12 protein-coding genes are annotated in these 15,124 nt (G+C 37.2%); 9 read left to right on the top strand and 3 right to left on the bottom strand.

The genetic code is table 11. From position 1 onward, the window contains the following. Positions 1-25: 25 nt before the first annotated feature. The 3 genes from VIH09_RS12575 (at position 26) to accD (ending at position 4,662) form a co-directional block, all read left to right on the top strand. Positions 26-2,590 (top strand): BamA/TamA family outer membrane protein, encoded by a 2,565-nt coding sequence (locus tag VIH09_RS12575; RefSeq protein ID WP_331581515.1) that lies wholly within the window; start codon positions 26-28, stop codon positions 2,588-2,590. Between the two features lie 67 nt (positions 2,591-2,657). Beyond that, positions 2,658-3,725, top strand: a complete 1,068-nt coding sequence (gene fbaA, locus VIH09_RS12570) for a class II fructose-bisphosphate aldolase (RefSeq protein ID WP_331581513.1) — start codon at positions 2,658-2,660, stop codon at positions 3,723-3,725. Positions 3,726-3,807: 82 nt separating this feature from the next. Beyond that, on the top strand, positions 3,808-4,662 hold the full coding sequence (gene accD, locus VIH09_RS12565) for an acetyl-CoA carboxylase, carboxyltransferase subunit beta (RefSeq protein ID WP_331581511.1): 855 nt from the start codon (positions 3,808-3,810) through the stop codon (positions 4,660-4,662). A 205-nt stretch (positions 4,663-4,867) separates the two neighbouring features. On the opposite strand, the gene VIH09_RS12560 is transcribed toward accD, so the two are convergent. Then, on the bottom strand, positions 4,868-6,118 hold the full coding sequence (locus VIH09_RS12560; RefSeq protein ID WP_331581509.1) for an ABC transporter permease: 1,251 nt from the start codon (positions 6,116-6,118) through the stop codon (positions 4,868-4,870). Positions 6,119-6,283: 165 nt separating this feature from the next. On the opposite strand from VIH09_RS12560, the gene purH reads away from it, so the two are divergent. Genes purH through rodA form a run of 6 tightly spaced genes read left to right on the top strand, consistent with a single transcriptional unit; the run spans position 6,284 to position 13,455 of the window. Continuing rightward, positions 6,284-7,810 (top strand): bifunctional phosphoribosylaminoimidazolecarboxamide formyltransferase/IMP cyclohydrolase, encoded by a 1,527-nt coding sequence (purH, locus tag VIH09_RS12555; protein ID WP_331581507.1) that lies wholly within the window; start codon positions 6,284-6,286, stop codon positions 7,808-7,810. 53 nt (positions 7,811-7,863) lie between these two features. Beyond that, a complete protein-coding gene (locus tag VIH09_RS12550) occupies positions 7,864-8,892 on the top strand; it encodes a rod shape-determining protein (protein ID WP_007137247.1) in 1,029 nt (342 codons plus the stop codon). 58 nt (positions 8,893-8,950) lie between these two features. Then, complete coding sequence (gene mreC / locus VIH09_RS12545) at positions 8,951-9,775, top strand: rod shape-determining protein MreC (protein ID WP_331581503.1); 825 nt, start codon at positions 8,951-8,953, stop codon at positions 9,773-9,775. Continuing rightward, positions 9,768-10,274 carry a rod shape-determining protein MreD gene (locus VIH09_RS12540; RefSeq protein WP_331581501.1) on the top strand — a complete coding sequence of 169 codons (507 nt, stop codon included), beginning with the start codon at positions 9,768-9,770 and terminating at the stop codon, positions 10,272-10,274. Before mreC ends, VIH09_RS12540 begins: the two co-directional genes overlap by 8 nt. Then, complete coding sequence (gene mrdA, locus VIH09_RS12535; protein WP_331581499.1) at positions 10,271-12,202, top strand: penicillin-binding protein 2; 1,932 nt, start codon at positions 10,271-10,273, stop codon at positions 12,200-12,202. Before VIH09_RS12540 ends, mrdA begins: the two co-directional genes overlap by 4 nt. 17 nt (positions 12,203-12,219) lie before the next feature. Next, entirely contained in the window at positions 12,220-13,455 is a 1,236-nt protein-coding gene (gene rodA / locus VIH09_RS12530; RefSeq protein WP_331581497.1) for a rod shape-determining protein RodA, read from the top strand. 34 nt (positions 13,456-13,489) lie between these two features. Here the strand turns inward: rodA and VIH09_RS12525 are convergent, their stop codons facing one another. Together VIH09_RS12525 and VIH09_RS12520 are read right to left on the bottom strand one after the other, a co-directional pair. Next, a complete protein-coding gene (locus VIH09_RS12525; protein WP_331581495.1) occupies positions 13,490-14,596 on the bottom strand; it encodes an ABC transporter permease in 1,107 nt (368 codons plus the stop codon). 16 nt (positions 14,597-14,612) lie between these two features. Continuing rightward, on the bottom strand, positions 14,613-15,124 hold a 512-nt coding region (locus VIH09_RS12520; RefSeq protein WP_331581493.1), incomplete at its 5' end, for a carboxy terminal-processing peptidase.

Raw genomic sequence — 15,124 nt, 5'->3', positions numbered from 1 at the left:
ACTTTTGGATTAAATATTTTAGATCTTGAGAAAAATTTCAACAAAAATAGCAGCATTTATTCTAATTGCAACACTAATTTTAGCTTGTAACGCCGAGAAAAGAGTTCCAGATGGAAAACAACTCTTGATGAAAAATCAAATTACGGTAAATGGCAAAGCTACCAAGGAAGAAAACATCTTTAATCAATTGTATCAAAAACCAAACAGCACTTTACTATTGGGCTTTCGTTTGCGTCTGAACCTTTACAATTTAGCGAATCTAAATCCCGACTCTACTTACCAAGCCAAATTTACTAATAATCCCGGGAAATACGAAAGAAAATCAAAATGGCTGTCTGCAAAACAGGTGGATCGACTAGGGAAATCGTTTTGGTATTATGGAATTCATGATTTCCTCAAAAAAACAGGGGAACCACCCGTAATTATAAACAAAGAAAAGACCGAAAAATCAGTACTGCGCTTGAATTATTACTATTTTAACAATGGCTTTTTTGACGTGAAATCCTTTTACGAAATAGATACTTTGAGCCCCAAAAGGGCAAAAATAAAATATGTCATCAATACTGGAAAAGAGTACATCCTTGACACCATAAAAACCAGCATTAGCACGCCCGTTCTAGATTCATTATATGAGACAATCAGACCCGGCAGCTTAATTAAGTCCGGACAACAATACCGGACTGTCGATTTTGCCGACGAAAAAAATAGAATTGCCGCACATTTTAGAAATAACGGGGTGTATTTTTTTCAGCCTACTTATGTGAATTATGATATTGACACCATCAACAAAGGACACAAGGCTGATGTAAACCTAATCATCAATGACTACTCCTATCAGGATAAAGACTCAACAAGAACTGAACCGTTCAAAATATATAAGATAAGTGACGTTAATATTTATACAGATTACTCTTCGAGCAATAGCGGCTTAAAAATCACCGATAGCACCAGCTACAAAAACTTTAATTTTTATAGCCATAAAAAATTAAAATACAAACCGCACGCCATCACAGATGCCATTTTCATAACAAAAGGAGGACTTTTTGCCGACAACAAAACAGTCTTGACGACGCGATATTTAAACAATCTTAAAATTTTCAATTACCCGAGTATCCAATATGAAATTGACTCTAGAGACACAACCCATAGCTCTTTGATCGCTAAAATTTATTTGACACCACGTAAAAAATATAGTTTCGGAACTTCATTGGACGTTACCCATTCTAATATCCAGGATATCGGAATTGCCCTTAGTATATCTGAAACCATCCGAAATGTCTTTAATGGCGCCGAAACCTTGGCGATTTCAGCGCGCGGAAATATTGGATCATCGAAAGATCTAGCTAACCCCAACAATTCATTATTCAACGTTTCGGAATATGGACTAGATTTAAAATTAAATTTCCCCAGAATATTCATGCCCTTCTCTACTGATAAAATCATTAAAAAAAGCATGATCCCTTCCACTCTGATGGCTGTAGGTTTTGCAAGACAACAAAACATTGGTTTGGATAAAGAAAATTTCACGGGTTCTTTTTCATATAACTGGACTCCCGCAAAAAACAATACGGCCCGCTTCGATCTGTTCAACGTCCAGTTTGTCCGAAATCTAAATCCTAAAAATTATTTTAATGTCTATGGTTCTTCCTATTCGGCCCTGAACGCGATCGGAAAAACATACAATACAAACCCACTTTATTTTAACAATATTGACGACAGAGATTTAATCATCGAAAGCGGAACTTCAGGATTCATAAAAGATGTTTTGTCAGGGAATACTGCATTGACCCCCTCGGATAAAAATTACGAAGACGTAAAGAGCATCGAGGAAAGAAGGGTTCGATTGACCGAGAATGATTTTATCCTCGCCACTAATTTTACTTTTACAAAAACAACCAAAACAGATTTACTGGACAATACTTTTTATCTATTTAAAACAAAGATAGAATCAGCGGGTTCAATTTTATCCCTAATTTCAAATACTACAAGTCAGCCTAAAAATGCAAACGGCAACTATGAACTCTTTAATTTAGAATATTCAGAATACATAAAAACGGAATTTGACTACATCAAACATTGGGATTTAACCAAGGAGAAAGTGTTTGCCATAAGGAGCTTTTTTGGAATCGCCATACCTTTCGGCAATTCTGATAACGTTCCCTTTTCGAGAAGTTATTTCTCTGGCGGGTCAAATGACAATAGAGCATGGCAACCCTATAGTTTAGGACCTGGAAGTAGCGGGGCCAAAGACGACTTCAACGAAGCAAATATGAAAATTGCACTTAGCAGCGAATTTAGATTTAAAATCATGGGGGATTTAAAAGGAGCACTTTTTGCTGACGCGGGCAACATCTGGAACGTTTACGATAACGTGACTGACGAAAAATCAACATTTACCGGCTTTAAAAGCCTAAAAGACATTGCTCTAGGAACCGGTTTTGGATTACGGTACGACTTAAGTTTTTTTGTGATTCGTTTTGATTTTGGATTTAAAACCTACAATCCTGCCAATGATCCGGGAGAAAAATGGTTTCGCGAGTACAACTTTGGGAACTCAGTTTTAAATTTTGGGATAAATTACCCGTTCTAATCCTATTTAATTCTTATTTTTGCAGTCTTAAACTAAAAACTAAAAGAACCAACTAAAAAAAATTAAAATGGCACACAATATCAAACCGGGCGTAGCTACAGGAGATCAAGTACAGGAAATTTTCAATTATGCGAAAGAAAAAGGATTTGCTTTACCCGCGGTAAATGTTACGGGATCAAACACAATAAACGGCGTTCTGGAGACGGCTGCAAAGCTAAACGCACCAGTTATCATTCAGTTTTCTAATGGTGGCGCACAGTTTAACGCTGGAAAAGGACTTTCAAATGTTGACGAAAAAGCGGCTATTGCCGGTGGAATTGCAGGTGCAAAACACATCCATACTTTAGCCGAAGCATACGGAGCAACCGTTATCTTACATACTGACCACTGCGCAAAAAAATTATTGCCTTGGATCGATGGCTTGCTAGACGCTTCAGAAGAGAATTTCGCAGCAACCGGAAAACCATTGTTCAGCTCTCACATGATCGATTTGTCAGAAGAACCGATTGAGGAAAACATCGAAATTTGCAAAGGTTACCTAGAGCGAATGAGCAAAATGGGAATGACACTTGAAATCGAACTTGGAATTACAGGTGGTGAAGAAGATGGTGTTGACAACTCTGACGTTGATAGTTCAAAATTATATACTCAACCTGATGAAGTGGCATTTGCTTACGAGGAACTCTCAAAAGTAAGTCCTCGATTCACAATTGCGGCAGCTTTTGGAAACGTACATGGTGTTTACAAACCAGGAAATGTAAAATTAACTCCAAAAATTTTAAAGAACTCTCAAGACTACGTTCAAAAGAAGTTCAACACAGGTCCTAACCCAGTTGATTTTGTTTTTCATGGCGGATCAGGTTCTACTTTAGAAGAAATAAGAGAAGGTATTAGTTATGGTGTAATCAAAATGAATATTGACACTGATTTACAATTTGCATTTACTGAAGGTATTCGCGATTATATGGTCAAAAACCTTGAGTATTTAAAAACACAAATTGGTAACCCTGACGGCGCTGATGTTCCCAACAAGAAATATTACGACCCAAGAAAATGGTTACGCGAAAGCGAATTGACTTTCAACGCAAGGTTGGAACAAGCATTTGCTGACTTAAACAACGTGAATACGCTTTAAAAAATAGTATTCAGTTTTCAAAAGCTGATTATTGAATGCTAAAAAACTGAATGCTGATTACTGAACACTGAATACTATACAAATGGCTTGGTTTAAAAGAAAAGAAAAAGGGATTACGACGGCTACCGAAGACAAAATGGATGTTCCAAAAGGACTTTGGTATAAATCACCTACCGGAAAAATTATCGACGCTGACGAACTGGAACGCAACTTATTCGTAAGTCCCGAGGATGGTTTTCACGTTAGAATTGGTAGTGCCACCTATTTTGAAATTCTGTTCGACAACAATGAATTTGTTGAATTGGACAAGAACTTAACTTCAAAAGACCCTCTGCACTTTGTTGACACAAAGAAATATGCAGACCGACTTAAAGATGTGATGGAGAAAACCAAACTTAAGGACGCAGTGCGCACTGGTGTTGGAAAATCCAAAGGTAAAGAATTGGTTATTTGCTGCATGGATTTTGCCTTTATTGGTGGGTCAATGGGAGCTGTAGTGGGTGAGAAGATTGCAAGAGGAATCGATCATTCGATCAAAAACAACATTCCTTTTGTAATGATTTCAAAATCAGGTGGAGCCAGAATGATGGAAGCAGCTTATTCGTTGATGCAATTAGCTAAAACGTCAGTGAAACTTGCCCAGCTTGCCGAAGCAAAAATTCCATACATTTCATTATGTACTGACCCTACAACTGGAGGAACAACAGCCTCATATGCTATGTTAGGAGACATCAACATTGGTGAACCTGGAGCATTAATAGGATTTGCAGGGCCTCGTGTGGTCAAAGACACTACAGGGAAGGATTTACCGGAAGGGTTCCAGACTGCCGAGTTTCTTTTGGAGCACGGATTCTTAGACTTTATAACGCCACGGAAAGAATTGAAAGACAAGATTAACTTGTATATCGATTTGATTCGAAACAATGATATTAGATAAAAAAATCCCGATGAAAATCGGGATTTTTTTTGTTTTAAAAGCCAGGCAATCCAAAAACTACTTTACTGCTTAAAAGAGACCTTGCCAATAACAAAACGATATTTGATATCCCTTTCGTTCATGCAATCATAAACATCGTCTATTTAAGCCATATCACGCATTTCAAACCATATAATATTTGCGCCTTTCAAGTTCCCAAAAAAACTTACATACCCGTCCTGATGGCTTCAACAGGATCCAGTTTTGATGCCGAAATGGCCGGAAGAATCCCTGATATCAATCCGATTATACCCGCCAATAAAGTTCCCAAGAGAATATTCCCCATACCCAGAACAAATTCGAAGTCCAATACATTGGTTAAGACTAGCGCAATGATCCAAACGAAAAACAACCCTATGATTCCGCCAAGGACAGAGAGTATAATGGCTTCGAATAAAAACTGAAACAATATAAACCTATTCTTGGCGCCCAGTGATTTTTGAATACCTATTAGGTTGGTACGTTCTTTTACAGACACAAACATGATGTTGGCAATTCCAAACCCTCCTACTAAAAGTGAAAACCCGCTGATCATCCATCCGCCAAATTTCATGTTTACTATGATGCCATCAATCAAATCAGTAAACCCTGAAAAAACATTTATAAAAAAATTATCAATCTCGCCCGCTTTCACTCCGCGAAAAGCCCTTAGTTTCTGGGAAATCTCCGCTTGGTAGGCTCCCATGTCGACCCCTTTAACGGGCTTGAAAATAATAACATTTGTCATCGATGCGTTATTATCTCCGTACAATTGCCGAATGAAATTAACCGGAATCAAAGCTGAAGTATCATCGCTATCTCCAAATAATCCTGCACCTTGCTTTTTCAAAACACCAATGACCGTAAAGCGCTGACCGTAAACCCTTACGCTTTTTCCGATTGGGTCGGATTCGTCAAATAGCGATTTTGCGATTTCATTCCCCAAAACAATAACCTTTGCCCCAGAGTTTGATTCTGATTCGTTGTAGAATCTTCCCTTTTCAAATTCCAAACCTTGTATGTCAATGAATTCATGAGAAACCGGCACCATATTAACGTCGCTTACTGTTTTTGAGTCATGCTTTATCGATTCTCGTTTTGTAAAAACTTGAAACCCCAATTTATCAGTACTGGTCATAACCCCTTTCATATAGATGTATTCATCGTACTTAACGTTGGGAAATTGTTCTTTTTTCCATTGCGGGACATCTGTTGGTCCAAAAGAAAATTTCATCAGATAAATGGTGTTTTTATCTAAGCTACTCAAATCCTTAGTTATTTTTCTGTCCAAAGAATCCACAGCCGCAAGCACAGCAATAATTGAAAAAATACCTATGGTTACGCCCAGTAAAGAAAGTAAAGTCCTTAACATATTGCTTCGCAATGCATTCATAGCAAAAGCAAAACTTTCTTTTAACAATCGAAGGTAGACTAGCATAAACTGTTTTTTGGGTTATGGTAAAATTCTGTAAATATTATTCAAAAACCTAATAAAAAAAGGCAGTACAGGTTGGTGTCACTATTTAAGAAAATGTTACAACTCTTCATTGAAATTTATAATCAAAAAAAAACTATTTTTGCACTTTATAATTATAACTACATAATGAACACAACTAAAACGATTCAATCTGCATTAATTTCTGTATTTTCAAAAGAAGGTCTTGAACCAATTGTAAAAAAACTACATTCTCAAAATGTAATTTTATATTCTACAGGCGGAACTGAAGATTTCATAAAAAACTTAGGGATACCCGTTGTCCCAGTTGAAGATGTCACTTCTTATCCTTCAATACTTGGTGGAAGAGTAAAAACATTACACCCAAAAGTTTTTGGAGGTATATTAAACCGCCAAGATAATGAAAGTGATGTGCAACAAATGGAGGAATTTAAAATTCCCCAAATTGATTTAGTTATTGTTGATTTGTATCCTTTCGAGAAAACGGTTGCTTCAGGAGCAAGCGAAGCTGATATCATTGAAAAAATAGACATCGGTGGAATTTCACTAATTCGCGCCGCCGCAAAAAACTTCAAAGACACCGTAATTATAGCTTCAGTTGACGAATATGGTATGTTATTGGATTTGATCACGGAACAGGACGGAGCAACAACTCTGGCTGACAGAAAATTATTGGCAACAAAGGCCTTTCATGTTTCTTCACATTATGACACTTCTATTTTTAATTACTTCAATACTGACGAAACTATTTTCAAGGCCAGTGTTGCTAATGGTCAAATTTTGAGATATGGAGAAAATCCACATCAAAAAGGATTTTTCTTCGGTGATTTTGATGCCATGTTCAAAAAACTACACGGAAAAGAACTATCTTACAACAACCTACTTGATGTAGACGCGGCCGTAAACTTGATCAGTGAATTTAAGGCTGACGGACCTACTTTTGCCATTTTAAAACACAACAATGCTTGCGGTCTGGCCACAAGAAACTCCATCAGCGAAGCTTACGTTGCCGCATTGGCTTGTGACCCAACATCAGCGTTTGGCGGTGTATTAATCGCAAACACTAAAATTGATGTGCCTACGGCAATTGAAATAAACAAATTATTTTGCGAAGTGGTTATTGCCCCAGAATATGACGCCGAAGCAATTACCATCTTGCAAGAAAAGAAAAACAGAATTATCTTGGTACAAAATGAAGTAGAGTTGCCGCAAAAACAAGTTAGATCATGTCTAAACGGACTACTTATACAAGAAAGAAATAATATTACGGACAATAAAGCAGATCTTAAGACCGTTACTATAACGAGTCCTTCAGATCAGGAAATCCAAGATTTGATATTTGCCTCAAAAATTTGCAAAAACACAAAATCGAATACGATTGTTTTCGCAAAAAACGGAACACTGATATCATCCGGAACGGGACAAACTTCAAGAGTCGACGCCCTATTACAGGCAATCGAAAAAGCAAAAACTTTTGGGTTTGATCTACATGGAGCCGTGATGGCAAGTGACGCGTTTTTTCCTTTCCCAGATTGTGTCGCTATTGCAAAAGAAGCAGGCATAACAGCTGTAATTCAGCCTGGAGGATCAATAAAAGACGAATTGAGCATCAATTACTGCAATGAAAATAAACTTGCTATGGTATTTACAGGCACACGTCATTTTAAGCATTAATTTGTTTAACTTTGCGCGTTGCTATTTTTATAACTTTTAACCCTAAATAATTTATGGGATTTTTTGATTTCATGACCGAGGATATTGCGATAGACCTTGGTACCGCTAATACTTTAATCATACACAATGACAAAGTTGTAATTGACAGCCCATCGATTGTTGCCCGCGACAGAATTTCGGGTAAAATAATTGCTGTAGGTAAAGAAGCCAACTTGATGCAGGGGAAAACACATGAAAACATTAAGACGATCAGACCCTTGAAAGACGGTGTGATCGCGGATTTTGATGCTTCGGAAAAAATGATAAATATGTTTATCAAAAGCATACCCGCATTAAAAAAGAGAATGTTTACTCCAGCACTTAGAATGGTGGTTTGTATCCCTTCTGGAATTACTGAGGTTGAAATGAGAGCGGTGAAAGAATCATGTGAGAGAGTTAACGGGAAAGAAGTTTATCTGATTCACGAGCCTATGGCAGCAGCTATTGGTATTGGTATCGATATCATGCAACCAAAAGGAAACATGATTGTGGATATAGGTGGAGGAACAACTGAAATCGCGGTAATTGCATTAGGCGGAATTGTATGTGACAAGTCCGTAAAAATTGCCGGTGACGTTTTTACAAATGACATTGTATATTATATGCGTACCCAACACAATCTTTTTGTTGGAGAAAGTACTGCGGAAAAAATAAAAATCCAAATTGGAGCGGCCATCGAAGACTTGGAGACTCCTCCAGAAGACATGTCCGTTCAAGGAAGAGATTTACTTACAGGTAAACCAAAACAAGTTGAGGTTTCCTATAGAGAAATAGCAAAAGCATTGGACAAATCAATTCAAAGAATTGAAGACGCGGTTATGGAAACTTTATCTCAAACTCCTCCTGAATTAGCAGCAGACATTTACAACACCGGAATATATCTTGCTGGTGGTGGATCTATGTTAAGAGGACTGGACAAAAGAATCTCTCAAAAAACTGACCTACCTGTTTACATAGCAGAAGATCCGTTAAGAGCAGTAGTTCGTGGAACAGGAATGGCACTAAAAAATCTTGCAAAATTTAAAAGCATCTTAATAAAATAAGATCTTTAGAATATTGCATACCTAGGCATATCCTGAAACAAAATAATCAAATAAGAGAATGCAGCAAATATTTAATTTTATATTCAAAAACAGTAGTAGACTACTGTTTTTGCTGTTATTATGCATTTCGTTTTTGCTTACAATACAATCACATTCTTATCATAGAAGCAAAATAATAAGTTCCGCAAACTTTGTAAGCGGAGGCGTATATGAAAAAATCAACAATGTAAGCGAGTATTTGAATCTGCGAACTGAAAACGATGCCTTGGCTCTTGAAAATGCCAGACTAAAAAGCATGCTGTTTAAGACTAAAGACTCTGCTGCAATAAAGAATTTCGAGAATTTAAAAGGGCAGCTACCGGAGGACGTCGTAGTTTCTAAAGTAATTCATAATTCATATAATGTTCACGAAAACTTTTTGACATTAAACTCAGGATCTTTGCAAGGTATAAAATCCGACATGGGAGTGGTCAATAATTTAGGACTTGTGGGAATAGTAGACAATACCTCCCCAAATTACTCGACAGTCATCAGTATTCTGAATGTGAGGTCCCAAATCAACGCCAAAATAAAAAAATCAAACCATTTTGGATCCTTAGTTTGGAACGGAAAAAGCACTGGCTTTGCTCAGTTGATTGACGTTCCTAGATTAGCTTCAGTTAGAAAAGGAGATACCATCGTAACAGGTGGTCAATCCGTCATCTTTCCAGAAAACATTAACATTGGTACAATTGAGAAAATTTACATCGATAATAAAACCAATTATTATACTTTAGACATAAAACTTTTTAACGACATGACGAATTTGGGTCACGTATACATCATAAAAAGTAAAGACCGCGACGAACTTAACAACCTAGAAAAAACAACGAAAAATGAATAGCACTTTGTTACTCAATATTTCTCGGTTTATTTTGTTATTGGCCGCACAAATAGTTATATTCAACAATATGAATTTCTTGGGATACATAATTCCATTGCCGTACATACTGTTTATAATACTGTACCCTGTTAACGGGAACCGATCCGGTCTTCTATTAGCCAGCTTTCTATTAGGGCTCACCATGGATTTCTTTTCTAATTCGGGCGGAATTCACGCCACAGCTTGCTTGATTTTAGCGTATGTTCGACCGACGATCTTTAAATTCTCTTTTGGTATTAGTTATGAATACCAAACGATAAAATTAAATGATGTTTTAACTCCTGAACGTTTTTCATTTATACTGATGTCCGTTGTTATTCATCATGTTACGCTATTTATATTGGAAGCCTTCCAGATTAGTTTCTTTTGGGACATTCTGCTGCGAACACTATTAAGTACGGTATTCACGATTATTAGTTGTATTATAATAATATACCTTATTAAGCCCAATAAAAGATGAGAAAACTCCTGCTGCCTTCCATAATTATTGTTGCAGCATTACTGCTAGTGATACGGATATTTTATTTGCAAGTCATAAACGACACCTTCAAATTAAAATCAGATAATAATGCCATTAAAATAAAATATGACTATCCTGAAAGAGGTTATATCTATGACAGAAATGGAAAGTTGTTAGTGGCAAATCAAGCGTCTTACGATATCATGGTAATTCCAAGGGAATTAAAAAACATCGATACTTTAGAGTTTTGCCAATTATTAAACATCACAAAAGAGGACTTTATAAAGACGATAGCTAAAGCTAAGATTTATAGTCCCCGTTTGCCATCCGTATTTTTACCCCAATTAAACAAAAGCGAATTCGCTGCTTTTCAAGAAAAGATCAGGAAATTTGAGGGTTTTTACTTTCAAAAACGTTCGTTACGTGATTACGAAGTAGATTTTGGCGCTAACGTATTTGGTTTTATAACCCAGGTTAACGAAAAATTAATTGCTAAAAATCCCTATTACAATAGCGGTGATTTAATTGGCCAACAAGGAGTTGAACAAAGCTACGAAGAAGTGTTGCGTGGAATAAAAGGTGTTAAATACATTCAAAAAGACAAATACAATAGAGAAATAGGTTCTTACAAAAACGGTAAATACGACACTATAGCCGTACAAGGAGAAGACATAAACCTAACGCTGGATGCTGAGCTTCAAAAATATGGGGAACAGTTGATGATCAATAAGAGAGGTGGAATCGTAGCTATTGAACCAAAAACAGGGGAAATATTAGCTCTTGTCACCGCTCCATCTTACGACCCTGGAATTCTCGTTGGAAGACAGCGCTCTAAAAACTACACCTTATTGTACTATGACTCCATAGCAAAACCACTTTATGACAGAGGATTATTGGCGGAATACCCTCCTGGTTCTCCATTTAAAATATTGACGGGACTGATTGGTTTGCAAGAAGGAGTTGTTGACGAGCAAACAAGCTTTATGTGTCATCATGGCTTCAGTTATGCCAGAGGTCGATTTATGAAATGCCATGGTTTTGGCCCACATAATTTGCATAATGGTATTTATAATTCTTGTAATACTTATTTCGCCAATGTTTACATGCGAACTATCAATAAATACACAAAACCTTCTGCCGCTGTTGATGTTTGGAGCAATCACGTGAAAAGCTTCGGATTGGGAGATTTTATGGGATATGATTTGCCTACCGGCAAAAGAGGAAATGTTCCAGACTCCAAAACATACAAGAAAATCTATCCTAACGGCGGATGGAGAAGCACGACTATCGTCTCGAATGCTATAGGCCAAGGAGAAGTTTTAATGACGCCTATCCAATTGGCTAATATGATGGCAACTGTTGCCAATGAAGGATATTATTACACCCCTCATATCATCAAAAAAATCAAAGGCGAAAGCATCGACAAAAAATTCACTGAAAAACATGTAACCACGATAGATAAAAAATATTTCAAACCCATGATAAGTGGTTTATTTGATGTTTACAACCTGGGGACAGCAAGCGCATTACGCGTCGAAGGAATCGACATTGCTGGTAAAACAGGTACGGCCGAAAATTTCGCTAAAATTGGAGGAAAAAGGATTCAACTGAAAGACCACTCAATCTTTGTCGCTTTTGCCCCGAAAGACAACCCAAAAATTGCCATCGCCATCCTGGTGGAAAACGGAGGATACGGAGCAACGATAGCGGGACCAATCGCCAGTTTGATGATCGAAAAGTATCTCAGAAAAAAAATTACCCGAACCGATCTAGAAACAAGGGTTCTAAACATCAGTTTAAAAGACCGCTACGCCATATTGGGCGGTATGAAGGAAGGTAGCGCTATAGAAAGCACTCCTAAAATTCTTGGCGCTAAAACTGACGTGTCAAAAACAGAAATAGCAATAGACTCTACTAAGGAAAATTAATAAGAGATTCATTTCAAATGAAAAACCAAAGCATAAAGAAGAACCTTGACTGGACATGTATTATTATATACAGCGCATTAGTAATAATGGGCTGGTTGAATATATACTCCTCTTCATTGTCTTCTATTGAGGATACGTACCAAAAACAGCTTATATTTATATTATTAACCATCCCTTTAATTTTTATCATTTTGGGTATAGACGGGAAATTTTATGAAAAATATGCCAGCATCATTTTTGGAGTTTCACTATTATCACTGTTGGGACTGTTTCTATTTGGAAAAACCATCGCGGGTCAAAGATGTTGGTATGCCATCGGAAGTTTTACCATCCAGCCATCAGAATTTGCGAAAGCGGCCACTTCATTAGCCATTGCAAAATACTTAAGCGATTCCCAAATAAACTTAAAGGAAGTAAATCGTCAGATACAGGCCCTGGCAATTGTTTTTTTACCAGTCCTATTAATCTTACCGCAACCCGATCCCGGTAGTGCTTTAATATACAGCGTTTTTCTTATTGTATTGTATCGAGAAGGTCTCCCCGCATGGTACATCTGGACTGGATTCATTACCATTTTACTGTTTATGCTAACTTTATTGTTAGAGCCACAATATGTAATCCTAATCGCTTTACTTGTTATTATTATTGTCCATTTCAAATCGAGGTTATCGGACCGGAATGTCGTGTTAAGCAGTATTCTGTTTGCCTTAATGTCGGGATTCGTCTTATCCGTAAATTATGTATTCCAAAATGTCTTCAAACAACATCATCGCGATCGATTTAATATCTTGTTAGGGAAAACAGTGGATTTAAAAGGGATAGGCTACAATACAAACCAATCTGAAATTGCCATCGGCTCTGGTGGATGGCTGGGGAAAGGTTTTCTTGAAGGAACGCAGACTAAAGGGGGATTTGTCCCTGAACAACATACTGACTATATATTTACTACCGTAGGGGAAGAATGGGGCTTTGTAGGTTCTCTCGTAGTAATCGCTTTATTCGTGGGTCTATTCCTTAGGGTGATTTATTTGGCTGAAAGACAAAAAACAAAATTCAGTAGGGTCTACGGATATTGTGTTGCCGGCATTTTATTCATACATTTCTTTGTGAATATCTCCATGGTTATAGGAATTTTTCCAACAATTGGCGTGCCATTGCCATTCTTTTCATATGGGGGGTCTGGACTGTGGGGCTTTACTATTTTATTGTTTATCTTCCTGAAAATGGATGCCAACAAAGTAAATGAGTGGTAATTTAAGAACCTGATGTTGCATCCGATTTATATCGTTATTCTTTCACATCAAGCGCGTCACGTAATGCATTTCCCATCATCATAAAAGCCAATGTCAATAACATAATCGCAACGCCCGGAACCATTGCCAAATAAGGTTTTCCGAGAATAATATAGCTGTAATGATCTTTAATGATACTTCCCCAACTAGGTATCGGCGGTTGCGCACCTAAACCAAGAAAACTCAAACCGCTTTCCACTAAAATGGCTGAGGCAAAATTTGCTGCTGATATTACAATTACTGGCGCCATAATGTTAGGCAAAATATGATTGAATATAATTCTAAAATCGCCAAAACCCAATGCTCTTGCGGCAGTTACATATTGCATTTCCTTAACGCTGATAACTTGACCCCTAACTACACGTGCCACTTCGACCCACATCGTTAAACCAACTGCCACGAAAACTTGCCAAAACCCTTTCCCCAGAGCCAAAGTGATCGCAATAACCAAAAGAAGCGTAGGTATCGACCAAATTATATTTACAAGCCACATAATTAAGGCATCCACTTTACCTCCGAAGTAACCGCCAATTGCTCCAAAAAATATTCCAACAATTAAAGAAATCAAAACTGCAACGATCCCAATGGAAATGGAGACTCTTGATCCAATCAACATTCTGCTGAGTAAATCTCTCCCATACTTGTCCGTCCCTAAATAAAACGTCCGCTCCTTAATCAAATCTTGTTCAACTGACCCAATGGATTCTTTACCGGAAAAGGCGCCCAGATCAAGCTGTTTTACGATTTTCAAGGAGGGCTCATCAGAATATTCAACATACTCTATGGTGTTGCCGATGATTTTATAACTTTCGATAGCCACCTCCGTCACTGTGTTAGGGAATCCAAAAAAATAATTTGAAACTGATTGTTTTGGTTTCCCATCTAATGGAATGGATAACATCTTCACACTAAAACCTGGCGATTTTGAATGGATCGACAAATGCATCTGGTTTGCGTTTTCTGAATTATCCGGCGCCAAAACATACGCAAAAACGGAAATGAAAAGTAAAATTAGGATAAACCCAAAACTAAAAACGCCCCAAAAATTCTTTTTGAATTTATGGAGCGCAATAGCTGTTAGTGATTGTGTGGTGTTATTCATGTAAAGAAGGCTACGCTTATGATTTAGCTAGTTTTTCTTTTTTTATTTTGGCCGGAAGGTTTTTCTTAAAACCGACTGTAGATTGCAAATCATCTAAAACATTTAATGCTTCTTCCACATAAATGTCCTTAGACAAACCTTCATGCCATCTTTCTCTTTTTTCTTTTAAGACACTATCTTTCTCCGTTTCAACTAACTCATAAGGCAATGAAGTGAACTTCAGAGCGTTTTTATATTTTATAATAGGTCTGTATTTTTTAGCTGTCTCTTCAATTGCGTTTTGTGCCATTTTGAATTTTTCCATGTTCAAACTATAGGTATTATCCTCCCCACGGCTATCAATCCATTTTGCGTTTTCCTCAATTAATTTGAATTGCGAATTATGCTCAATTCGGCTTTTACTGTTTACGATGGCTTTGTTAAAGTTAGCCGTTTTGTCCCAAACTGTATATGTGGCCGGATCAATCTTATCCCACGGCATGGCATTGTCAACATCTCGCTCTCCCATTTTTAAATAGGCATATCTGT

It is taken from the genome of Flavobacterium sp. (assembly GCF_036515215.1).
Classification (GTDB): Bacteria; Bacteroidota; Bacteroidia; order Flavobacteriales; family Flavobacteriaceae; genus Flavobacterium.
This window is presented reverse-complemented; position numbering and strand designations above follow the sequence as displayed.

Bases quoted from the DNA above. Each gene is read 5' to 3' on its own strand.
- fbaA (WP_331581513.1), top strand. From the start codon at position 2,658: ATGGCACACAATATCAAACCGGGCGTAGCTACAGGAGATCAAGTACAG.
- accD (WP_331581511.1), top strand. From the start codon at position 3,808: ATGGCTTGGTTTAAAAGAAAAGAAAAAGGGATTACGACGGCTACCGAA.
- VIH09_RS12560 (WP_331581509.1), bottom strand. From the start codon at position 6,118: ATGCTAGTCTACCTTCGATTGTTAAAAGAAAGTTTTGCTTTTGCTATG.
- purH (WP_331581507.1), top strand. From the start codon at position 6,284: ATGAACACAACTAAAACGATTCAATCTGCATTAATTTCTGTATTTTCA.
- VIH09_RS12550 (WP_007137247.1), top strand. From the start codon at position 7,864: ATGGGATTTTTTGATTTCATGACCGAGGATATTGCGATAGACCTTGGT.
- mreC (WP_331581503.1), top strand. From the start codon at position 8,951: ATGCAGCAAATATTTAATTTTATATTCAAAAACAGTAGTAGACTACTG.
- VIH09_RS12540 (WP_331581501.1), top strand. From the start codon at position 9,768: ATGAATAGCACTTTGTTACTCAATATTTCTCGGTTTATTTTGTTATTG.
- mrdA (WP_331581499.1), top strand. From the start codon at position 10,271: ATGAGAAAACTCCTGCTGCCTTCCATAATTATTGTTGCAGCATTACTG.
- rodA (WP_331581497.1), top strand. From the start codon at position 12,220: ATGAAAAACCAAAGCATAAAGAAGAACCTTGACTGGACATGTATTATT.
- VIH09_RS12525 (WP_331581495.1), bottom strand. From the start codon at position 14,596: ATGAATAACACCACACAATCACTAACAGCTATTGCGCTCCATAAATTC.